Source organism: Streptomyces sp. NPDC102462 (assembly GCF_044765425.1).
Classification (GTDB): Bacteria; Actinomycetota; Actinomycetes; order Streptomycetales; family Streptomycetaceae; genus Streptomyces.
The window spans coordinates 305800-326608 of the sequence record NZ_JBIWKB010000002.1 but is presented as its reverse complement, the minus strand read 5'-3'; the positions used below and the strand labels follow the sequence as shown (position 1 = coordinate 326608).

Here is a 20809-nt window from a genome sequence, read left to right as displayed (position 1 = left end):
GACCCGGCCCGGTGACGCCCGGGCCGGCGGCACGCGGACCCGCAGCACCCACCAGCGAACTGTGCAGTACGGCGAAGACGGCGAAGAGGAGCGGTACGTGAGCGAGAGCAGCGCGAAGGCCGTCGCGGCGGCCGTCGCCTCCGCAGCGCAGGAGGCCGGCGGCTGGCGCAGGGCGACCGGCCTCGCGGGCGCCGCGATAGGCGTGCTGGCCGCGGGCGCGGCGGCCGGCGTCGCGATCGAGCGGATGACCGTGGGCCGGGGGGTGCGCCGCAAGGCACGGCTGGCGCTGGACGCGACGGGACCGTACGGCGCGCTGCGCGGCACCCCGGGCAAGGCGTACGCCGACGACGGCACGGAGCTGTACTTCGAGGTCGACGAGGTCGAACCCGAGGGCGGCCCGGCGCCCCGGCGGCGCCGCCTCTTCGGCCGCAAGGCGCCCGCCCCGGTCACCGTCGTCTTCAGCCACGGCTACTGCCTCAGCCAGGACTCCTGGCACTTCCAGCGGGCGGCGCTGCGGGGCGTCGTGCGGACCGTCTACTGGGACCAGCGCAGCCACGGCCGGTCCGGGCGGGGCATGGCACAGCTGCGGGACGACGTGCCGCTGACCATCGACCAGCTCGGCCGCGACCTGAAGGCCGTCATGGACGCGGCCGTGCCGGAGGGGCCGATGGTGCTGGTCGGACACTCCATGGGCGGCATGACGGTGATGGCGCTGGCCGCCCAGTACCCGGAACTCATCCGCGACCGGGTGGTGGCCACCGCGCTGGTCGGCACGTCGTCAGGGCGGCTCGGCGAGGTCAACTTCGGACTCCCGCTGGCCGGTGTGAACGCGGTGCGCCGGGTCCTGCCGGGCGTGCTGAAGGCCCTCGGGCAGCAGGCGGCGCTGGTCGAGAAGGGGCGCCGGGCCACGGCCGATCTGTTCGCCGGGATCATCAAGCGGTACTCGTTCGCGTCGCGGGACGTCGATCCGGCGGTCGAGCGGTTCGCCGAGCGGATGATCGAGTCCACCCCGATCGACGTGGTCGCCGAGTTCTACCCGGCCTTCACCGACCACGACAAGACCGAAGCGCTCGACTACTTCAAGGACATGCCCGTGCTGGTGCTGGCCGGGGTGCGGGACCTGATCACGCCGAGCGAGCACAGCGAGGCCATCGCCGACCTGCTCCCGGACGCGGAGCTGGTGCTGGTACCGGACGCGGGGCACCTGGTGATGCTGGAGCACCCCGAAGTGGTGACCGACCGGCTCGCCGACCTGCTCACCCGCGTGGGAGCCGTGCCGGCAGGGGCTACCGTAAGTGGCTATGGAAGCACCAGCAGCGCCGCACGACCCGGCTGACCCCCGTGCCGTAGAGATCACCGTCGACTCTCCCGAGCAGATGAGGGAGTTGGGCCGCAGGCTGGCCAAGCTGCTGCGCGCCGGCGACCTGGTGATGCTCAGCGGGGAGCTGGGCGCGGGCAAGACGACGCTCGCCCGTGGTCTCGGGGAAGGGCTCGGCGTGCGTGGGGCGGTCACCTCGCCGACGTTCGTGATCGCCCGGGTGCACCCGTCGCTGGGCGACGGCGCGCCGCTCGTCCACGTCGACGCCTACCGGCTGTCCGGTGGCCTGGACGAGATGGAGGACCTCGACCTCGATGTCTCGCTGCCCGAATCGGTGGTCGTCGTGGAGTGGGGCGAGGGCAAGGTCGAGGAACTGACCGAGGACCGGTTGCAGATCGTGATCCACCGGGCCGTCGGGGACACGACGGACGAGGTACGGCATGTGACCCTGGCCGGGCTCGGAGAACGCTGGCGGGCCACCGACCTCACGGCCCTCATCGCCTGACCGCACCGCCCCCTGACCTGGCGCCCCGCGCCCTACCGGGCGCTGCCTCGTGGGGTGTTGTGGTGCTCGGGGTAGTGCGGTGGGCGGGAGATGATCGCCGCTGCCGCGCATGCGGCGAGCAGGTCGCGCATGGGGAGCGGGGCCGGCTCGCGTGGCGGTGCCGTGCGGGGCTCGCGCGGTGGCGCCGTGGGTTCCGGGGCCGACATGGACGCCTCCTGACGAACGGGGGCGGACGCAGCCAGGCACTACCGGGTACTTAGGTACACCTAACTACGAGCTGACTACCATGTGACCACACGGACCCCATCAGGAGCAATATCTTCCCGACACAACGTCGGAACCTGCCACCCCTCAGGGGCGCGGGGAACTGCGCGAGAACCCACAACGCTCCCGCACACGACAGCGCACCTGTAGCCCCCCAGGGGCGCGGGGAACGGCGCAAAAACCCACGACGCTCCCGCACACGACAGCGCACCTGTAGCCCCCCAGGGGCGCGGGGAACGGCGCAAAACCCACAACGCTCCCGCAGGCGACAACGGACCCGCCCCCTGGCGGAGCCGCTAGCGGATCACCACCACGCGAACCCCGATCGTCGCGAACTTCCACATCGCCTCGCCGTCCCGCCGGGTCTCCCGGATACCCCCCGTCTTCACGGAGGCATCCGGCACCGACGGCGAATCCTTGACCGCGGCGCTGAAGCCGACGACCACGCCGCCCACACTGGTGAACCGCACCACGTGCTCGACGAGCGCCCCGTCGGTCCCGGTGATCGCCTTCGACCGGGACGTCACCGCGTACGAGCCCGGCTTCGGGTCCACGGTGCCCGGCGTCACCGCGAACGTGTGCTGCACCCTGCCGCTCGCGCCGACCAGCCACACCCGGTCGTCGTCCACCGAGTACACGACCCGTTCACCCCTGCCGGAACCGGCGGGCAGCGCGGCGGGGTCCTTCCTGTCCCGGGGCGCCTTGCTGGCGGCCACCGGGGGCGACGCGCTCGCGCTGGGCCTGCCGCCGAGCCCGGGCGGGACGTTCGCGGAGGCCTGGTAGGCGAGGAAGCCGACCGTTCCCACGGCCACCGCGGTGAGCCCGGCCACGATCGACGAGCTGGTCCCTGCCACGTCTGCCCACCTCTGCTTCGCGTCATATGTCGTACTTCGTGCAGACCGTAGCAGTCAGTGACCGCCCGACCGGGGCGGGCGTGCACGGGGCCCGCGGAGCCGTAGGCTGTTCGCGTGCTCTTGCTCGCTCTGGATACCGCCACCCCCGCCGTCACCGTCGCGCTGCACGACGGCGACGCCGTCATCGCCTCCTCCAGCCAGGTCGACGCGCGCCGGCACGGCGAGCTGCTGCTGCCGGCCGTGGACCGTGTCCTCGCCGAGGCGGGGCTCCGGCTGGACGCCGTCACCGGGATCGTCGTCGGCATCGGCCCCGGCCCCTACACCGGGCTGCGCGTGGGCCTGATGACCGCCGACACCTTCGGCCTCGCCCTGGGCGTCCCCGTGCACGGCCTGTGCACCCTGGACGGCCTCGCCTACGCGGCCGACATCGAAAAGGGCCCCTTCGTCGTGGCGACCGACGCCCGGCGCAAGGAGGTCTACTGGGCGACGTACGCGGATTCACGCACGCGGCTGACAGGCCCGGCCGTGGACCGGCCCGCGGACATCGCCGAGCGGGTGGCCGGGCTGCCCGCCGTCGGCGCGGGCGCGCTGCTGTACCCCGGCACCTTCCCGCAGGCCCACGAGCCCGAGCACGTCTCCGCCGCGGCCCTGGCCGCGCTGGCCGCCGAGCGGCTGGCCGCGGGCGAGCCGCTGCCCGAGCCCCGTCCGCTCTACCTGCGCCGTCCCGACGCGCAGGTGCCCAAGAACTACAAGGTGGTCACCCCCAAGTGACCGAGTCCGTGAAGCCCGCGCTGCGCGAGATGCGCTGGTGGGACATCGATGCCGTCCTCGGCATGGAGAAGGACCTCTTCCCCGAGGACGCCTGGTCGCGCGGCATGTTCTGGTCCGAGCTGGCGCACGCCCGCGGCCCGGAGGCGAACCGGCGGTACGTGGTGGCCGTCGAGGGCGACCGGGTCGTCGGCTACGCGGGCCTGGCCGCCCAGGGCGAACTGGCCGACATCCAGACCATCGCCGTCGCCCGCGACCACTGGGGCACCGGGCTCGGCCGGCTGCTGCTGACCGAGCTGCTGCGGGCCGCCACCGCCTTCGAGTGCGCCGAGGTGATGCTGGAGTGCCGCGTGGACAACGTCCGCGCGCAGAAGCTGTACGAGCGCTTCGGCTTCGAACCGATCGGCTTCAGACGCGGCTACTACCAGCCGGGGAACGTGGACGCCCTGGTGATGCGCCTGACGGACCCGTCCGCATCCACTTCCGTACGAGGAACCGAGAACAATGGCTGACGAACCTCTGGTCCTGGGGATCGAGACCTCCTGTGACGAGACCGGCGTCGGCATCGTCCGCGGCACCACCCTGCTCGCGGACGCCGTCGCCTCCAGCGTGGACGAGCACGCCCGCTTCGGCGGGGTGGTGCCCGAGGTGGCGTCCAGAGCGCACCTGGAGGCGATGGTCCCGACGATCGAGCGCGCCCTGAAGGACGCCGGCGTGCACGCGCGTGACCTGGACGGCATCGCGGTGACGGCGGGCCCTGGCCTGGCGGGCGCGCTGCTGGTCGGGGTCTCGGCGGCGAAGGCGTACGCCTACGCGCTGGGCAAGCCCCTGTACGGCGTGAACCACCTCGCCTCGCACATCTGCGTGGACCAGCTGGAGCACGGCGCGCTGCCCGAGCCGACCATGGCCCTGCTGGTCAGCGGCGGACACTCGTCGCTGCTGCTGTCCACGGACATCACCTCGGACGTCCGGCCCATGGGCGCGACGATCGACGACGCGGCCGGCGAGGCCTTCGACAAGATCGCCCGGGTGCTGGACCTCGGCTTCCCCGGCGGCCCGGTCATCGACCGCTACGCGCGCGAGGGCGACCCGGAGGCGATCGCGTTCCCGCGCGGCCTGACGGGACCGCGTGATCCCGCGTACGACTTCTCCTTCTCCGGTCTGAAGACGGCGGTGGCCCGCTGGATCGAGGCCCGGCGGGCGGCCGGCGAGGAGGTCCCGGTGCGGGATGTCGCGGCGTCCTTCCAGGAGGCCGTGGTGGACGTGCTGACCCGCAAGGCCGTACGGGCCTGCAAGGACCAGGGCGTCGACCACCTGATGATCGGCGGCGGGGTCGCCGCCAACTCCCGGCTGCGCGTCCTGGCGCAGGAGCGCTGCGAGGCGGCGGGCATCCGGCTGCGGGTGCCGCGGCCCAAGCTGTGCACGGACAACGGCGCGATGGTGGCCGCTCTCGGCGCGGAGATGGTGGCGCGCAACCGGGCCGCCTCCGACTGGGAGCTGTCGGCCGACTCCTCCCTGCCGGTGACGGACCCGCACGTCCCGGGCGAGACCACCGGCCACGCCCACACCCACTCGCACGACCATGTGCACGAGGTCAGCAAGGAGAACCTCTACTCGTGACGGTCGCTCTGATGTGGGAGGCGCGGGCGGCACAGGGCCGGGGCGGGGAACTCCTCGCCTGGGCCAGGGCACAGCACCCGTCCGGGAGCCCGCTGCGCCGTGAGACCTTCCGCGCCCCGCAGGACCGGGTGCTGCTCATCACCTGGTGGGACGCACCGTACGACGCCGACCTCCCCGAACTCCCCGACCCGCCGTCCGACTTGGTCTCCCGCCCGGTCCACCGCTGGCGCTTCGAGTCGGTCGGCGAGGACTGACCTCACCCGCCGGCCCGGGGCCGCCCCCGGGTGTGACCTGGGAGCCCGGGTTCCGGCCGGCGGCCTTTCCCGACTGCTGGGCAGGGTGGAGGCCCGGCGGGCCCTCGCCGGACCGCCGTTGCCGTGGCGTGAGCGGCCGGGTGTCAGTCGTGTTCTCGTGTCTCGCAGTGCAGGCGTCGGTCGGGTCCGAGGGGGCGCACCGGGCCGGTGAGTGTCAGGTGGGCGGTGTGCCGGATGTCCGCGCTGGATGTGGCCAGGCGCAGTTCCAGTGCGCCCGGTTCGACCACCCGGGTGCCCGCGCGGTCGGTGAAGGCCGAGAGGTCGGCGTGGAAGCGGAAGGTCACCCGGCGGGACTCGCCGGCGGCCAGGTCCAGCCGGTGGTAGCCGATCAGGCGGACGTCGGGCCGGGTCACCGAGGCCACCGGGTCGTGCAGATACAGCTGGACGACCTCCGTGCCGTCCCGGTCGCCGGTGTTGCGGACGGTCACCGACACGTCGTACGCGCCGTCCGTGCCGATCTCCGCCTTGGGTCCGTTGAAGTCCTCCCAGGCGAACGTCGTGTACGAGCGGCCGTGGCCGAAGGCGTACAGCGGGGTCGGGTCCAGGCTGCTGACCTCGCCCGCCAGGCCCAGCGGCGGCTGGAGATAGGTCCACGGCTGGCCGCCCGGGGTCTGCGGCACGCTCACCGGGAGCCGCCCTGACGGGTTCACCCGGCCGGACAGCACGCCCGCGACCGCCGGGCCGCCCTCCGCGCCAGGGAAGAAGGCCTGCACCACCGCCCCGAGCCGGTCCCGCCAGCGGCCCAGCGCGTAGGGGCGGCCGGTCAGCAGCACCAGGACCACCGGGACGCCGGTGCCCACCAGCGCGTCCAGCAACTCGCCCTGGACGCCGGGCAGCCGCAGGTCGGCCACGTCGCAGCCCTCGCCCGAGGTGCCCCGGCCGAACAGCCCGGCCCGGTCGCCCAGCACCGCCACGCACACGTCCGCCTCCGCGGCTCGCGCCACCGCCTCCTCGAAGCCGGCCGTGTCCGGGTCCGACACCCCGCACCCTTGCGTGAACGTCACCTTGGCGTCCGGGAGTTCGGCGCGCAGCGACTCCAGGACGCTGGGGATGTCGAGGCCCATCGGCACCTCGGGATGGTGCGGGAGCACATGGGACGGGAACGAGTAACAGCCGAGCATCGCCAGCGCGTCCGCCGCGCGCGGCCCGATGACCGCGATCCGGGTGTCCGGGGCCAGCGGCAGCAGCCCGTCCGGGTTGTCCAGCAGCACCACCGACTCCTCGGCCAGTCGGCGGGCCAGGGCGCGGTTGGCCGCCGAGTCCAGGTCGACCGGCCCGGCCGGCTCCGGCCGCCAGTCCTCGTCCAGCAGGCCCAGCTCGCACTTCTGCAGCAGCACCCGGCGGGCCGCCCGGTCCACCAGCGACTCGGGAACCAGCCCCTCCCGCACGGCGGCCACCAGCGGCTTTCCGTAGCACTTCAGGGTGGGCAGCTCCACGTCGATGCCGGCCTCCAGGGCTGCCCGGGCCGCCTCCGCGGGGCTGCCGGCCACCCGGTGCAGCGTCTCAAGGAAGCCGATGCCGAAGTAGTCGGCCACCACGGTGCCGGTGAACCCCCACTCCTCGCGCAGGAGTCCGGTCAGCAGCCGCGGGTCGGCCGATGCCGGGACGCCGTCGGTCTCGTTGTACGCCGCCATCACCGAGCGGGCGCCGCCCTCGCGCAGCGCCATCTCGAACGGCGGGAGCGTGACGTCCGCGAACTCCCGTACGCCCGCCCGCACCGGGGCCAGGTTCCGGGCGCCCGCCGAGGACGCGTACCCGGCGAAGTGCTTGAGCGTGGCGATCACCCCGGCCGACTCCAGTCCGCGCACATAGGCCGTGCCGACCGTGCCGACCAGGTACGGGTCCTCGCCGATCGTCTCCTCCACCCGGCCCCAGCGCGGGTCGCGGACCACGTCGAGGACGGGCGCGAGGCCCTGGTGGACGCCGACCGAGCGCAGGTCCTCGCCGATGCGCCGGCCCAGCTCCTCGACCAGGGCGGGGTCGAAGGTCGCACCCCAGGCGAGCGGGACCGGGTAGGCGGTGGCGCCCCACGTGGTGAAGCCGGCCAGGCACTCCTCGTGGGCGACGGCCGGGATGCCGAAGCGGCCCGCGGCGGCGATGCGCCGTTGCGCGCGGGCCAGCGCCTGCGCGCCCAGCGCCGGGTCGACGGGGGCCGTGCCGAAGGAACGGGTCAGCTGGCCGAGGCCCAGCGTGATCAGCTCGTCCCAGTCGTAGTCGGCGGTCATCTCGCGCTGGAGGGGCGCGACCCCGTCGCCGTCCGTGGCGGCGCCCACCCACACGCCGTACAGCTGGGCGGTCTTCTCCTCCAGCGTCATCCGGGAGAGCAGGTCGTCGACGCGGTCGGCGGCGGCCAGGGCGGTGTCCCGCCAGGGAGCGGTGGTCATGTAACTCCTGTCAGAGAGGGGGAGAGGCTGCCGCGGGCCGGTCGTCCTCACTTGCCGCCCACGCCCATCAGGCCGCCCACCAGGGCGCGCCGGGCCACCAGGTACACGGCGAAGACCGGGATGCCGGAGAGGACGACCGAGGCGAGCAGGGCGGGGATGTTCACGCCGAACTGGCTCACGTAGTTGAACAGGCCGAGGGTCAGCACGCGCGGGCCGTCGGACTGGGTGAAGATCAGCGGGAAGAGGAAGCCGTTCCACGCCTGGAGCGCGGAGTAGATCACCACGGTGCTGATGCCGCCCTTGGCCATCGGGATGACCAGCTGGAACAGCATCCGGGTGGCCGAGGCGCCGTCCAGGGCCATCGCCTCGTACAGCTCCTCGGAGACGTCCCGCAGCGTGCCGGTGAGGATCAGCATCGACACCGGCATCGCGAAGGCCGCGGTCGGCAGGATGATCGCGAGCAGGCTGTCGTACAGGTTGAGCTTCGCGATCATCAGATAGAGGGGCACCACGACGGCCTGTGCCGGGATGGCGACCCCGAGCAGGAACAGCCGGAAGGCCGCCGTCGACCACCGGCTCCGGGTGCGTACGGCCACATAGGCGAGCGGGACGCACAGCACGAGGACGATCACCACGACCGCCGCCGCGACGATCGCCGTGTTCGCCAGGAAGTGGCCGAAGCCGTTGTGCAGGACGGTGTTGTAGTTGTCCAGGGTCGGACGGGCGGGCGGCTTGAGGGCGTTGTTGCCGAGCGCCTGGTCCTGGTGGGTGAGCGAGGCCGAGATCATCGCGTAGATCGGGACGATCACGATCACCAGCCAGATCACCGAGCCGAGGCCGGCGAGCGGGTTGGAGCGCCTGCTCCAGTGCCGGCGGCGGCGTCCGGCGGGCGGCCGGACCGGCGGCCGGTCGGTCCTCACGGGACGGGGCAGCGTATCGTGTGACACTCCGTCACATTCCTTCCCGGGTGCTGCGCATCGCGCCGAAGCCGGACAGCCGCACGAGCAGCAGGGACAGCCCAGTGGCGGCCACCACGAGGAACGTCGCGATGGCGCTCGCGTAGCCGAAGTCGTAACTCTTGAAACCCGCCTCGTACATCAGGTACGGCAGGATCGCCGTGTCGGTGCCGGGACCGCCCTGGGTGAGGATCAGCACGGTCTCGAAGTACGTCAGCGAGCCGACGACCATCAGCACGCCGGACGTCGTCGCCGTGTTGCGCAGCTGGGGCAGGGTGATCGAGAAGAACTGGCGGTAGCGGCCGGCGCCGTCGATCGCCGCCGCCTGGTACAGCACCTCGGGGATCTGCCGCGCCCCGCCCTGGTAGATCAGGGTGTGGAACGGGATGAACTGCCAGCCGCCGACGAACACGATGGCGAGGAAGGCGCCGTTGGTGGAGCCCAGGGTGTCCGTGCGGATGATGCCGAAGTTCGGGTCGAGCAGGGCGTAGAACAGCAGCGAGATCGCGGTCGAGGAGAGCAGGAACGGCACGAAGAAGACCGCGGACAGGACCGCCCGGTTGCGCTGCCGGCCGGCCGCCCAGACGCCGAGCAGCAGGGAGATCACGGTCTGGAAGACCCAGCTCGCCACGGTGAGCAGGACGGTGACCGTCAGGGACTGGGTGAGCCGGTCGTCGCCCAGCAGCTTGCGCCAGTTGGCGAGGCCCACCGGTTCCGGGTCGCCCAGGCCGTTCCACTTGGTGAAGGACAGACAGAAGGCCAGCACCATGGGGGCGACCGCGAAGAACGCGAAGAACAGCACGCCGGGCAGGGCCCAGGAGACGTGCGGGCGGCCCGCCCTCGTCCCCGGGCCGCCCTTCGCCGTGCTCGTGCTCACTTCAGTCCCTTCAGCGCCGACACGAACTGGGCCGGCGAGGACTTCCCGACGAACAGCTTGTTGATCTCGGTGAGCATCGGCGTGGAGACGTTCGGGTCCACGGCCTGGTCCCAGCTCAGCGTGAACGCCGGGGCCTGCCGCACCATCTCGTACTGGAACTTCGCGAACTCCGGGTTCGGCGAGGCGTCCAGCAGCTTCTCCGCGTTCGCCGTGGCCGGGATGTCACCGTTGGCGATCAGATCCTTGGCGTAGGACTGCGAGGCGCACTCGCGCAGGAACGCGATCGCGGCGTCCTTGTTGGACGTGCGGGCGTTCACGGACCAGTAGTTGGTGGGGTTGCCGACGACGTTGCGGATGTCGCCGGCGCCGCCCTCGATCTTCGGGAAGGCGAACCAGCCCAGGTTCTTCCGGGCGAAGTCCGGGAACTTGCCGAGCTGCGTCGAGTACTCCCACGAGCCCATCAGATGCATCGCCGCCTTGCCCTTGGCGAACACGGCGGGCGCGCCGCCGTTGGTGTACGCCACCGAGCTGAAGCCCTTGCCGAAGGCACCGTCGTCGATGAGCTGCTTGACCGTCTCGGCGGCCTTGAGGACGGCCGGGTCGCTCCAGCCGGCCGCGTCGCCGTTCTTGACACGGTCGAAGACCTCGGGGCCGCCGATGCGGTCGACCAGGTACTCCAGCCACATCAGCTCGGGCCAGATGTCCGCGCCGCCGAGCGCGAACGGGGTGATCCCGGCCTTCTTCAGCTTGGCGTTGATGTCGAGCAACTGGTCCCAGGTGGTGGGCGGCCGGAGCCTGTGTTCGGCGAAGACGGCCTTGTTGTAGAAGAGGATCACGGGTTGCATGCCGCGCATCGGTATGCCGTAGTCGCGTCCGTTCAGGCCGCCGGCCGCGAGGACCGAGGGCAGGAAGCCGTCCTTGAGGACCGCGTCGGACGCGATGGTGTCGGTGAGGTCGACCACCTGGTCGGCCTCCTGGTACGCCTTGATCGAGCCGCCGCCCCAGTTGAAGAAGACGTCGGGGGCGTTGGGTGAGCCCATCGCGGTGCGCAGCTTGGCCGGGTAGTCGGCGCCGGGCACCTTCTCCAGCTTGATCCTGCCCTTGGTCTGCTGGGCGGCGGACGACGCGTTGAACCGGTCGACGGCCTTGGTCTGCACCTTGACCGCGTCGTCGCCGTACACGAACGCGGTGAGCGTGCCGCCGCCGCTGCCGGAGCCGCCGGAGGAGCCGCAGGCCGAGAGTCCGGCGGTGAGCAGGGTGGTGGCACCGGCGCCGAGCACCCAGCGCCTGCTGAAGGTACGCCCGCCGTTGGACGTCTGGGACTCCATCACAGCACCTCTCGTCCGAATGTTTCGAATGATGTATCGAATGTTCCGGGAAGGTATGGCCCGGCGAGGGCTTCGTCAAGAGGTTGCGCAGGGATTACGATCGCGGGCATGAAGCCTGGGAAGTCCGCAGAAACACAGACCGCGACGCTCGCCGAGATCGCCCGCGAGGCGGGAGTGTCCGCTCCGACTGTTTCGAAGGTCCTCAACGGCCGCGCCGATGTCGCCCCGGCGACACGGACCCGCGTGGAGGAACTGCTGCGCGCCTACGGCTACCGCCGCCGCCGGGCCGAGGCATCCCGCTCGCCCCTGATCGACCTGGTCTTCCACGAACTGGAGAGCGCCTGGGCCATGGAGGTCATCCGGGGCGTGGAGAACGTGGCCAGCGACGCCGGTCTGAGCGTCGTGCTCTCCGAGTCGGCCGGGCGGCTCACCCCCGGCCGGACCTGGGCCGACCAGGTCGCCGCGCGCCGCCCGCACGGCGTGGTCCTCGTGCTGTCCGGACTCGACGAGTCGCAGCGCGCGCTGCTCACCAGCCGCTCGATCCCGTTCGTGGTGATGGATCCGGCGGGCGACCCGGGCGCCGACGTGCCGTCGATCGGCGCGACCAACTGGCAGGGCGGCCTGGCCGCCACCCGGCACCTCGTCGAACTCGGCCACACCCGCATCGGCGCGATCAGCGGGCCGTCCCGGATGATGTGCAGCCGGGCCAGGGTCGACGGCTACCGGGCCGCGCTGGAGACCGCCGGGCTGCCGGTCGACTCCTCCCTCATCGTCACCGGCGACTTCCACCACGAGGCGGGCTACCGGCTGGGCCTGGAACTGCTGCGCCGCCCTGACCGGCCCACCGCCGTCTTCGCCGGCAACGACCTCCAGGCGCTCGGACTGTACGAGGCCGCGCGGGAGCTGGGGCTGCGCATCCCGGAGGACCTGAGCGTGGTCGGCTTCGACGACCTGCCCGTGGCCCGCTGGGTGGGGCCGCCGCTGACCACCGTCCGCCAGCCCCTGATGGAGATGGCCGAGGCCGCGGCCCGGCTGGTCCTCGACCTCGGCCGCGAGGAGCAGTCACCCGTGGCGACCCGCGTGGAACTGGCCACGAGCTTGGTGACTCGCGCCAGCACCGCCCCACCGGCGGCGCCTTAGCGTCGCTCGACCGCACCGACGGCGACGCCGAGCCCCCGACTCCGCAGGGGACTTGGGACCACGCACCCCGACCACGTCCCCCTTCGAGACGACTCAGCCGCGGGCAACGCGGGGCGAAGCCAGTGGGGTGAGGATCGGCCGGGCCGGGGCGGGTGTGTCGTCGGTCCGGAGCGGCCGGGGCCGTCGGGTGCGCCTGGTGTTGCGTCGACCGCTGGGGCGGATCGCCCATCACCACGGGGAGTTGAGCGCTGCCATCCGTGCGTGTCCGGTGGCAGGGGAGTCGGTGGTGGAATCGACGGTGGAGGTCGGCTGGGAAAGCCGGGTGCTGGGCGGGGCCCAGTGCATGCTTGGGGCGTAGCCCGACTCCCTGCGGCGGGCCGCGGCATCGCCTCTTCCGTGGGAGCCCCCTGGTGGACTGAGTTCTGGCGGCCGTCCTGGCAGGGAGCCGGTGGTGGGCGTGTTGTTGTATTGACGGGGGTTCCCGCCGCCCGCACACTGCTCCGAAGCCAGTCGGTTATCGAACCGAAACGTTCGGAGGCGCCCGCATGAGATCTCTGAGAACGGGCTTATCCCTGGGGTCGCTGCTCACCGGCGTCGCGGCGCTCGGCGCCCTGCTGGTCGCGACCCCCGCAGCGCACGCCGCCGACCCCCCGCTGCGCGACCTCGGCGCCGCGAAGGGCAAGGTCATCGGCACGGCGGTCACCGGCTCCAAGCTGACCGGCACCTACGGTGACATCGCCGGGACACAGTTCGGCTCGCTCACCCCGGGCAACGCCATGAAGTGGGGGTCGGTCGAGCCCACCCAGGGCACCTTCAACTGGGCCGAGGCCGACCAGATCGTCGCCTTCGCACAGGCCCACGACCAGCAGGTGCGCGGCCACACCCTGGTCTGGCACAGCCAGAACCCGAACTGGCTGACCAACGGCAGCTGGACGCGCGCCCAGCTCAGCGGCCTGCTGCAGAACCACATCAACACGGAGGTGGGACGCTACAAGGGCAAGATCGCCGCCTGGGACGTGGTCAACGAGCCCTTCAACGAGGACGGCACCTACCGCTCGACCCTCTGGTACAACGGCCTCGGCACCGACTACATCGCCAACGCCCTGACCTGGGCGCACGCCGCCGACCCGGCCGCCAAGCTGTACATCAACGACTACAACGTCGAGGGCGTCAACGCGAAGAGCACCGCCCTGTACAACCTGGTCAGGTCCCTGAAGCAGCAGGGCGTGCCGATCGACGGCGTCGGCCTCCAGGCCCATCTGATCCTCGGCCAGGTCCCGTCCACCCTCCAGCAGAACATGCAGCGCTTCGCCGACCTGGGCGTGGACGTGGCGATCACCGAACTGGACGTACGGATGGCACTGCCGGCCGACAGCGCCAAGCTGGCCCAGCAGGCCGCCGACTACAAGTCCGTCGTCGCGGCCTGCGCGGCGGTGACCCGCTGCGTCAACCTCACGGTCTGGGGCTTCACCGACTCCGACTCCTGGGTGGAGAGCACCTTCCCCGGCTACGGGGCGGCGACGCCGTACGACGCGAACTACGCGCCGAAACCGGCGTACTACGGCATCGCGCAGGCGCTCGGCGGCGGTGGCGGCCCGACCGAACCGCCGACCGGCGCGTGCACGGCGGCGTACGCGGTGACCAGCCAGTGGAACACCGGCTTCACCGGGCAGGTGACCATCTCCTGCTCCGGCGCCGCGCTGTCGTCCTGGAAGGCCACGTGGGCGTTCGGCGCCGGCCAGCAGATCACCCAGGCGTGGAACGCCACCTGCACCCAGTCCGGTTCGGCGGTCACCTGCTCGAACGCGTCGTACAACGGATCGGTGCCGGACGGCGGTTCGGTGACATTCGGCTTCAACGCCGCATGGAGCGGCAGCAATCCGCTCCCCACGGTCACGTTGACGTGACCGGTCGAGAGTCCGGGGGCTGAGCCAGGGCCGGATTCGTGAGATTTTCCCAAGAAATCGGTCCCGCGGCCCTCCCCCTAACAGTCCGCTAATAATTCGGACTTACGTTCTTCTTGTGACCGGACACGACGAGAACGGCGACGAGGACAGACGCACGGGCCGGCGGTCGAGAGCGCTCAGGGCCGCCGGTCTCGCGCTCGCCGGCGCGCTGGTGCTGGGGATCGGGGCGGCGGGCTGGGTCTACTGGCACCTCAACCACAACATCAAGAGCGTCGACATCAACAGCGCGCTCGGAGACGACCGCCCGGCGAAGCCGCTCGTCACCCCGTCGGCGACCGCCGGGCCGACCGCGTCACCGCTGCCCACCGAGGCGGTGAACATCCTCGTCCTGGGCTCGGACTCGCGCAGCGGCAAGGAGAACCGGGAACTCGGCGGCGGCGACAGTTCGGGGGCCCGCTCCGACACGGCGATGGTGGTGCACATCGACGCGGGCCGCACCCGGGCCACCGTCGTCAGCATCCCCCGCGACACGCTGGTGACCCGGCCGTCCTGCCCGCTGCCGTCCGGGGGTTCGACGGCGGTGGCGTACAACGCGATGTTCAACAGCGCCTACTCCGTGGGCGGTCCGGTGTGCGCCGTGAAGACGGTCGAGTCGCTCACGGACGTGCGCATGGACCACTTCATCGAGATCGACTTCTCGGGCTTCGCCAAGCTGGTCGACGCCCTCGGCGGCGTCGAGGTCACCACCGACGAGGACATCGACGACGACCAGAGCCATCTGCACCTGAACAAGGGCACCCATCACCTCGACGGCACCGAGGCGCTGGCCCTCGCCCGCACCCGGCACGGCATCGGCGACGGCAGCGACCTGGGCCGGATAGGTCTCCAGCAGAAGCTGGTGAAGGCCCTGCTGGAGCAGATGGCCGCCACCGACCTGCTCGGCGACCCCACCCGGCTCTACCGGGTCGCCGACGCGGTCACCGCGAGTCTCACCACGGACACCGGGCTCGACTCCCTGCCCGAGCTGATGCGCCTCGGCCAGAGCCTGAAGGGGCTGACGGCGGACCGGGTGACGACGGTGATGATGCCGGTGGTGACGGCGCCGTACGACCACAACCGGGTGGTGGCCCGCGAACCGGCCGCGACCGACCTGTGGGCGTCCCTGCGCTGAGCCCCCTTGCGCCGCCCCCTGTGCCGAGCAGGGCCGCCGAGTGCGATTTCGTAACCTGAAATAACAACTCTGTTCATTCGCAACCGCGTTCACCCCGAACCGGTTGCGCACTACAGTGACTCAGCCGCTGTGGAACGGCTGTGTGGTCGCCTGGGGGACAGACGCCGACCCGGCCGCGCGCGGCAACTCGACTGACATGTCATCCGACCGTGGGGGGTCGACAACTTGAGACTGTTCACGCGCCGCCGTGCCGCGGCGCTCGCGACCGCGGCGGTGCTCGCCGCGGTGGGCACCCTGGCGACCGCGCCGGGCGCCGCCGCCGACGACGCGGGGCCCTGGCCCGGCACCGAAGGCAAGATCCTCGTCGACGGGGGCACCCTGATCGACCCGGCGACCGGCAATACCAGCCAGATCCCCAATGTGGGGGGCGACCACGCCGCCTGGGCACCGGACGGCAGCCGGCTGATCACCAGCTCGGGCCGGATCTCCAGCTTCCGCCCCAGCGGCTCCGCCAAGATCACCCTGCCGTGGGCCGAGGGTGTGCGCTCCAGCGCTCCGTACGAGGACCTGGCCTTCGGCTGGAGCGGCGGCTACGTCGTCTTCTCCACCGGCGGTCAGCTCGTCTACGGCCCCTCGGACGGGTCGTGGGCCCCGAAGCCGCTGCTGACCAACGCCCTGGAGCCGTCCACCGTCTGCGACACCCACCCGACGGTGAGCACGACGGGCCTGGTCGCCTTCCAGCGCAGCACCAACGGCTGCGACGACAACGCCGGCGTCTACGTCTACGACGGGTCAGCGCGGACGGTCAAGCGCGTCCTCGCCGACGCCCGGCAGCCCGACTACTCGCCCGACGGCACCAAGCTGGCCTTCGTCCGCCCGGACGCCGACGGCAACACCCAGATCTTCACGGCCGACGCCGACGGAACCGGCGTCAAGCAGCTGACCACCGGTCCGCGGCAGTACGCCAACCCGTCCTGGTCGCCGACCGGCACCCGGATCGTCTTCGACGCCCACACCTCGCCGAACAGCGACGACGTGCACACCATCGAGTACGTCGACGTGGCCACCGGCGAGCTGACCAAGGTGGCGGGCGGTGCGGGCCGGCGCATCGGCGACAACCCCAGCTGGCAGCCGCTGCGCAAGAACACCACCGGCCGGGTCTGGGGCGCCGACTCCTACGCCACCAACGCCGCCTCCTCCCGCTGGAGCTGGAACACGGTCGGCACGAGCCGGCCCGGCCTGCTGGACGCGAAGTCCGCGGTGCTGGTCAACCGGGACGACTCGGCGTACTCGCTGACCGCGCCCGCACTGGCCGGCAAGAAGCAGGGCCCGGTGCTGATGACGCCGAAGACCGGGCTGTCGACGGCGGTGAAGAACGAGCTGAAGCGGGTGCTGAAGCCGGGCGCGAACGTCTGGATGCTGGGCGGCACCTCCGTCCTGTCCGGCGACGTCGCCGCGCAGCTGCGGACCCTCGGCTACGTCCCGAAGCGGATCTCCGCAGCGGACCGCTACGCGACCTCCGTCTCGGCGGCCAAGGTGGTGACCACCAGCCCGAAGTACGTCTTCCTGGCCAGCGGCACCGACTACAAGGCGGCCCTTCCGGCGGCCGCGGCGGCGGGCGCCGACGGCCCGGCCGCCGCGGGCAGTCTCGTCCTGACCAGCGGCAACACGCTGTCCTCGGCGGTGAAGTCGTACCTCAACAGCCTGAACCCCGACAAGACCATGATCATCCCGGTCGGGTCGGCGGCGAAGTACGCGGTGACGCACACGTACCTCTCCAAGTGGCCGTCGACGTACTACTACTACCCGGTCACGGCGGGCACCGCCGAGGCCCTCTCGGTGGCCGTCGCCAAGCTCTGGTGGACCACGCCGCGCACGGTCGCCGTCGCCTACACCGGCTCCTGGCGCGACGGGATCTCCGCGGGCGCGGCGATGAACGTCTACGGCCCGATCCTGTGGACGTCCCGGCCCGGCCTGTCCGACGACACGAAGAGCTACCTGCTGCGCCAGTCCGCGGGCACCCACTCCGTCATCGCCTTCGGCGACACCGGCTCGGTCACCCTGGGCGGGCTGAACACGGCCGGCTCGTCAATCAGCGTCGGCGGGAACGACTTCGTGTACCGGCCGTTCTACAACGGCGTCGAGGGCGCGGGCACGCAGTCCTTCGCGCTGCGCGCCGGCGGCGACGGGCCCGCAGCCGCCCCGGCCAAGTCCGGCCGGCCGGACGCCGAGCCGGACCTGGACTCGCTCAGGACGGCCCGGCACCAGTAGCGGTCGCCGTCGCGGGGGCCCCGATCAGCATGGTCGGCGCCCCCGCGACGCGCGTGAGGAACACCGTCGCCGCGTTCGGCCCCTGCGGCCTGACTTTCCTGCGCAGTTCGTCCGGCTCCACCGCCGACCCCCGCTTCTTCACGGTCAGCGTCCCGACCCGACGCTCCCGCAGCAGCGCCCTCAACTTCTTCACGTTGAAGGGGAGCCGGTCGGTGATCTCGTAGGCCGTGGCGTACGGTGTCGCCCGCAGCTCGTCCGCGGTCACATAGGCGATGGTCGCGTCGATCAGCCCGCCGCCCAGCTCCGCGGCGACCTCGGCCACCAGGTGCGCGCGGATGACGGCGCCGTCGGGTTCGTACAAGTACCGCCCCACGGGCCGCACTTCGGGGTCCGGCAGGCCCCGGCCGAGCAGGGTGCGCGGACCGGGCAGCAGGGTGGCCCGCACGGCGCCCGGTGTCCCGGTGCCGAACCAGAGCACCGCCTCCTTCACCTCCCCGCCGTCCGAGATCCACTCGGCCTCCGCCCGGTCCGGGATCGCCTCGTGGGCGATCCCCGGCGCGATCTTCAGCGCGGCCGTGCGCGCCGCCGACGCCGCGCCCACCGCCCAGGACAGCGGTGGCGAGTAGCCCTCCGGGTCGAAGATCCGCCCACCCGCCGCCCGGCCGCCGCCCGTCACCGACGTGCCCCGCGCGGCTCCTCCCGTTCGGCCGCCGCGCCGGGCCGGGTCGACGAACACGGCGTCCCAGCCGGAGGTGTCGACCCCGGTGACATCCGCCTCCCGCACCTCGATCAGCTCCTCAAGGCCCAGGGCCGCCGCGTTGGCGCGGGCGACCTCGACCGTCAGCGGATCCCGGTCCACGGCGAGCACCCGGATCCCGGCGCGGGCGAACGCGATCGCGTCGCCGCCGATGCCGCAGCACAGGTCGGCGACGGAGCCGACGCCCAGGTCGCGCAGGCGTGCCGCCCGGTACGTCGCCACGCTGGTCCGGGTCGCCTGCTCGACCCCGTCGGGCGTGAAGTACATCAGGCCCGCGTCCGCGGCCCCGAACTTCGCCACCGCCCGCTGCCGCAGCCGGGCCTGGCCGAGGGCCGCCGAGACCAGTTCGGCCGGGTGCGCGCGGCGCAGCCGGGTGGCGACGGCGAGTTCGTCGCCGGGCCGCGTGTCGCGTACCTCGTCGAGGAGGGCACGGCCCTCGGGGGTGAGCAGTGAGCGGAAGGGGAGCAGGTCGTTCACCGGGTCATTGTGGGCCAGTCGGTGGATGCTGCGCCCGCGGCGGCGGTGTCGGACCCGATCGGCGGCCGGCGGCTGCGAGGATCCGGCACCATGCGAGTAGTAGTACAAAATGACAAAATTAGCGCACATCGTGGCAGGCCGTCCGTCCGGGGCGGCATCGCCCTGCTCGCCGTCACCGCCGTCGTCTCCGGCTGCACGGCGCCAGGCGGTGACGCGGACGTCCGCCCCGCCTCGGGCCGGCAGCCGCACCAGGCGCCCCCCGCCCCCCGCCTGGACGACTACGACGCCCGGCGCGGCGCCGACCGTGCCACCCTGGCCGCCGCCGCCCGCCGCTGGGGCCTGGACGAGGTACCCCTGACGCCCCCGCCGCCCCCCGCGCACAAGCCGCGGATCACGGCCCGCGACGGCTTCGAGGTCGAGGACCAGGAGGAACTGGGCCTGCCCCCGGTCTTCACCACGATCCCCACCCGGCAGAAGGTGGTCTTCCTCACCATCGACGACGGCGCCGAGAAGGACCCGGCGTTCCTGCGCATGATGGCCGACCTGAAGATCCCGTACACCGCCTTCCTCAGCGACTACCTGGCCAAGGACGACTACGGCTACTTCCGGACGATGCAGTCGCAGGGCATCACGCTCAACAACCACACCCTCCACCACCCCTACCTGCCCGGCCTGTCCTACGAGGAGCAGCGGGACGAGATCTGCGGCATGCAGGACATCCTGGAGAAGCAGCTCGGCAAGCGCCCGACCGTCTTCCGCCCGCCGTACGGCAACTACAACCGGGACACCCTGGTCGCCGCCAAGTCCTGCGGGATCAAGTACGCGCCGATCTGGGACGAGGAGGTCTTCGTCGACCACTGGGAGTACCGCGAGTGGGACCGCGGCCTGCACCCCGGGGACATCGTGCTCACCCACTTCCGGGGCCGCTCCGACTGGGACGGGTCCATGACCGACATGGTCCGGCGGTTCCTGAACAAGGTCACCCGCGAGGGCTACGCGGTGGCCCGCCTGGAGGACTACCTGTGAGGCGCCAGGGGCGGCCCACGGCGGCGGCACGGTGCCGGACGCCGGCCGCCGCCCTGGCCGGCGTCCTGCTCCTGGCCGGCTGCGCCCAGTCCGTCGACCCCATCGAACGGCTCGGCAAGAAGGCCGCCCAGGGCGTACGGTCACACGGTCCGGCCACCCGGCAGCCCTACCGCCAATGGGGCCTGAGCGCCCCGCTCGCCCCGGCCCCCAAACCCGCCGCGCGCCCCCTGCCGGCCGGCACCGCGGGCCGCCCCCTGCCCCCGGTCGTGGACCATGTGACGACATCCGACCCGGTCGTCTTCCTCACCTACGACGACGGCGCCGAGCGGGACCCCCGGTTCATCGACATGGTCCGCGACCTGCGGCTCCCGGTCAGCTTCTTCCTCACCGACAGCGTCGTCGGCCCGGGCTACGGCCACTTCGCCCGCCTCCGCTCGGTCGGCGCCGACGTCCAGAACCACACCCTCGACCATCCCGCCCTGCGCGGACTGCCCTACGCGGGGCAGCGCGCCGAGATCTGCGGCCAGCAGGACAAGCTCAGGTCCCGCTTCGGCATCCGCCCCCGCCTCTTCCGCCCGCCCTACGGCACGTACGACACGACGACCCTCACCGCGGCGGCCGACTGCGGCATCGCCGCGGTGATCCTGTGGCGGGCCGAGATGGGCGCCGACACCCTCGACTACGTCCGGGGCGACAAGCGCCTGCGCCCCGGCGACATCATCCTGGTCGGTCCCGACGAGTCCACCGGACCCACCCTCAGGGAGCGCACGACGCGCCTGCTCCGGCGGGTCCAGGCCGCCGGTCTGACCGTGGGCCGCCTGGAGGACTACCTGTGAGCCGTCGGGGCCACCTCGGCGGACGCGCCGCCGCGG

19 protein-coding genes are annotated in these 20809 nt (G+C 72.2%); 12 read left to right on the top strand and 7 right to left on the bottom strand.

Annotated elements, in window-relative coordinates:
* The first annotated feature begins 97 nt into the window (after positions 1 to 97).
* Together ACIRFL_RS03600 and tsaE are read left to right on the top strand one after the other, a co-directional pair.
* Entirely contained in the window at positions 98 to 1336 is a 1239-nt protein-coding gene (locus ACIRFL_RS03600; RefSeq protein WP_404023530.1) for an alpha/beta fold hydrolase, read from the top strand.
* Positions 1302 to 1823, top strand: a complete 522-nt coding sequence (tsaE, locus tag ACIRFL_RS03595; RefSeq protein WP_404023529.1) for a tRNA (adenosine(37)-N6)-threonylcarbamoyltransferase complex ATPase subunit type 1 TsaE — start codon at positions 1302 to 1304, stop codon at positions 1821 to 1823. Before ACIRFL_RS03600 ends, tsaE begins: the two co-directional genes overlap by 35 nt.
* A 32-nt stretch (positions 1824 to 1855) precedes the next feature.
* On the opposite strand, the gene ACIRFL_RS03590 is transcribed toward tsaE, so the two are convergent.
* Positions 1856 to 2029 (bottom strand): hypothetical protein, encoded by a 174-nt coding sequence (locus tag ACIRFL_RS03590; RefSeq protein ID WP_404023528.1) that lies wholly within the window; start codon positions 2027 to 2029, stop codon positions 1856 to 1858.
* 354 nt (positions 2030 to 2383) lie between these two features.
* The gene (locus ACIRFL_RS03585; protein ID WP_404023527.1) at positions 2384 to 2941 is read right to left on the bottom strand and encodes a hypothetical protein; all 558 of its coding nucleotides are present in this window, start codon (positions 2939 to 2941) and stop codon (positions 2384 to 2386) included.
* Between the two features lie 114 nt (positions 2942 to 3055).
* On the opposite strand from ACIRFL_RS03585, the gene tsaB reads away from it, so the two are divergent.
* The 4 genes from tsaB to ACIRFL_RS03565 are packed head-to-tail and all read left to right on the top strand — an operon-like array spanning position 3056 to position 5583.
* Positions 3056 to 3712, top strand: coding sequence for a tRNA (adenosine(37)-N6)-threonylcarbamoyltransferase complex dimerization subunit type 1 TsaB (tsaB, locus tag ACIRFL_RS03580; protein ID WP_404023526.1), 657 nt, complete (start codon positions 3056 to 3058; stop codon positions 3710 to 3712).
* Complete coding sequence (gene rimI / locus ACIRFL_RS03575; RefSeq protein ID WP_404023525.1) at positions 3709 to 4221, top strand: ribosomal protein S18-alanine N-acetyltransferase; 513 nt, start codon at positions 3709 to 3711, stop codon at positions 4219 to 4221. The genes tsaB and rimI overlap by 4 nt, the downstream gene beginning before the upstream one ends.
* Positions 4214 to 5329 (top strand): tRNA (adenosine(37)-N6)-threonylcarbamoyltransferase complex transferase subunit TsaD, encoded by a 1116-nt coding sequence (gene tsaD, locus ACIRFL_RS03570; RefSeq protein ID WP_404023524.1) that lies wholly within the window; start codon positions 4214 to 4216, stop codon positions 5327 to 5329. Before rimI ends, tsaD begins: the two co-directional genes overlap by 8 nt.
* Complete coding sequence (locus tag ACIRFL_RS03565) at positions 5326 to 5583, top strand: hypothetical protein (protein ID WP_404023522.1); 258 nt, start codon at positions 5326 to 5328, stop codon at positions 5581 to 5583. Before tsaD ends, ACIRFL_RS03565 begins: the two co-directional genes overlap by 4 nt.
* Before the next feature lie 143 nt (positions 5584 to 5726).
* Here the strand turns inward: ACIRFL_RS03565 and ACIRFL_RS03560 are convergent, their stop codons facing one another.
* From ACIRFL_RS03560 to ACIRFL_RS03545, 4 genes are all read right to left on the bottom strand, one after another.
* The gene (locus ACIRFL_RS03560; RefSeq protein ID WP_404023521.1) at positions 5727 to 8027 is read right to left on the bottom strand and encodes a glycoside hydrolase family 3 N-terminal domain-containing protein; all 2301 of its coding nucleotides are present in this window, start codon (positions 8025 to 8027) and stop codon (positions 5727 to 5729) included.
* A 47-nt stretch (positions 8028 to 8074) separates the two neighbouring features.
* Positions 8075 to 8974: a carbohydrate ABC transporter permease gene (locus tag ACIRFL_RS03555; RefSeq protein WP_404023520.1), complete on the bottom strand. Its 900-nt coding sequence runs from the start codon at positions 8972 to 8974 to the stop codon at positions 8075 to 8077.
* Between the two features lie 4 nt (positions 8975 to 8978).
* Entirely contained in the window at positions 8979 to 9794 is an 816-nt protein-coding gene (locus ACIRFL_RS03550; protein ID WP_404023581.1) for a carbohydrate ABC transporter permease, read from the bottom strand.
* A gap of 62 nt (positions 9795 to 9856) precedes the next feature.
* Positions 9857 to 11188: an ABC transporter substrate-binding protein gene (locus ACIRFL_RS03545; protein ID WP_404023519.1), complete on the bottom strand. Its 1332-nt coding sequence runs from the start codon at positions 11186 to 11188 to the stop codon at positions 9857 to 9859.
* A 108-nt stretch (positions 11189 to 11296) separates the two neighbouring features.
* On the opposite strand from ACIRFL_RS03545, the gene ACIRFL_RS03540 reads away from it, so the two are divergent.
* From ACIRFL_RS03540 to ACIRFL_RS03525, 4 genes are all read left to right on the top strand, one after another.
* Positions 11297 to 12328: a LacI family DNA-binding transcriptional regulator gene (locus ACIRFL_RS03540; protein ID WP_404023518.1), complete on the top strand. Its 1032-nt coding sequence runs from the start codon at positions 11297 to 11299 to the stop codon at positions 12326 to 12328.
* 545 nt (positions 12329 to 12873) lie between these two features.
* Positions 12874 to 14235 carry an endo-1,4-beta-xylanase gene (locus ACIRFL_RS03535; protein ID WP_404023517.1) on the top strand — a complete coding sequence of 454 codons (1362 nt, stop codon included), beginning with the start codon at positions 12874 to 12876 and terminating at the stop codon, positions 14233 to 14235.
* Between the two features lie 115 nt (positions 14236 to 14350).
* Positions 14351 to 15406, top strand: coding sequence for an LCP family protein (locus tag ACIRFL_RS03530; protein WP_404023515.1), 1056 nt, complete (start codon positions 14351 to 14353; stop codon positions 15404 to 15406).
* A gap of 225 nt (positions 15407 to 15631) precedes the next feature.
* Positions 15632 to 17677, top strand: coding sequence for a cell wall-binding repeat-containing protein (locus tag ACIRFL_RS03525; RefSeq protein WP_404023514.1), 2046 nt, complete (start codon positions 15632 to 15634; stop codon positions 17675 to 17677).
* Here ACIRFL_RS03525 and ACIRFL_RS03520 read toward each other — a convergent pair.
* Positions 17655 to 19019: a methyltransferase domain-containing protein gene (locus tag ACIRFL_RS03520; protein ID WP_404023513.1), complete on the bottom strand. Its 1365-nt coding sequence runs from the start codon at positions 19017 to 19019 to the stop codon at positions 17655 to 17657. The two genes, ACIRFL_RS03525 and ACIRFL_RS03520, sit on opposite strands and share 23 nt — an antisense overlap.
* Here ACIRFL_RS03520 and ACIRFL_RS03515 point away from each other — a divergent pair.
* Both ACIRFL_RS03515 and ACIRFL_RS03510 read left to right on the top strand, forming a co-directional pair.
* On the top strand, positions 19002 to 19937 hold the full coding sequence (locus ACIRFL_RS03515) for a polysaccharide deacetylase family protein (protein ID WP_404023512.1): 936 nt from the start codon (positions 19002 to 19004) through the stop codon (positions 19935 to 19937). The two genes, ACIRFL_RS03520 and ACIRFL_RS03515, sit on opposite strands and share 18 nt — an antisense overlap.
* Positions 19934 to 20773, top strand: coding sequence for a polysaccharide deacetylase family protein (locus ACIRFL_RS03510; protein WP_404023511.1), 840 nt, complete (start codon positions 19934 to 19936; stop codon positions 20771 to 20773). The genes ACIRFL_RS03515 and ACIRFL_RS03510 overlap by 4 nt, the downstream gene beginning before the upstream one ends.
* Positions 20774 to 20809: the final 36 nt, after the last annotated feature.

Bases quoted from the DNA above. Each gene is read 5' to 3' on its own strand.
- ACIRFL_RS03540 (WP_404023518.1), top strand. From the start codon at position 11,297: ATGAAGCCTGGGAAGTCCGCAGAAACACAGACCGCGACGCTCGCCGAG.
- tsaD (WP_404023524.1), top strand. From the start codon at position 4,214: ATGGCTGACGAACCTCTGGTCCTGGGGATCGAGACCTCCTGTGACGAG.
- ACIRFL_RS03515 (WP_404023512.1), top strand. From the start codon at position 19,002: ATGCGAGTAGTAGTACAAAATGACAAAATTAGCGCACATCGTGGCAGG.
- ACIRFL_RS03560 (WP_404023521.1), bottom strand. From the start codon at position 8,027: ATGACCACCGCTCCCTGGCGGGACACCGCCCTGGCCGCCGCCGACCGC.
- ACIRFL_RS03590 (WP_404023528.1), bottom strand. From the start codon at position 2,029: ATGTCGGCCCCGGAACCCACGGCGCCACCGCGCGAGCCCCGCACGGCA.
- tsaE (WP_404023529.1), top strand. From the start codon at position 1,302: ATGGAAGCACCAGCAGCGCCGCACGACCCGGCTGACCCCCGTGCCGTA.
- ACIRFL_RS03545 (WP_404023519.1), bottom strand. From the start codon at position 11,188: ATGGAGTCCCAGACGTCCAACGGCGGGCGTACCTTCAGCAGGCGCTGG.
- ACIRFL_RS03535 (WP_404023517.1), top strand. From the start codon at position 12,874: ATGAGATCTCTGAGAACGGGCTTATCCCTGGGGTCGCTGCTCACCGGC.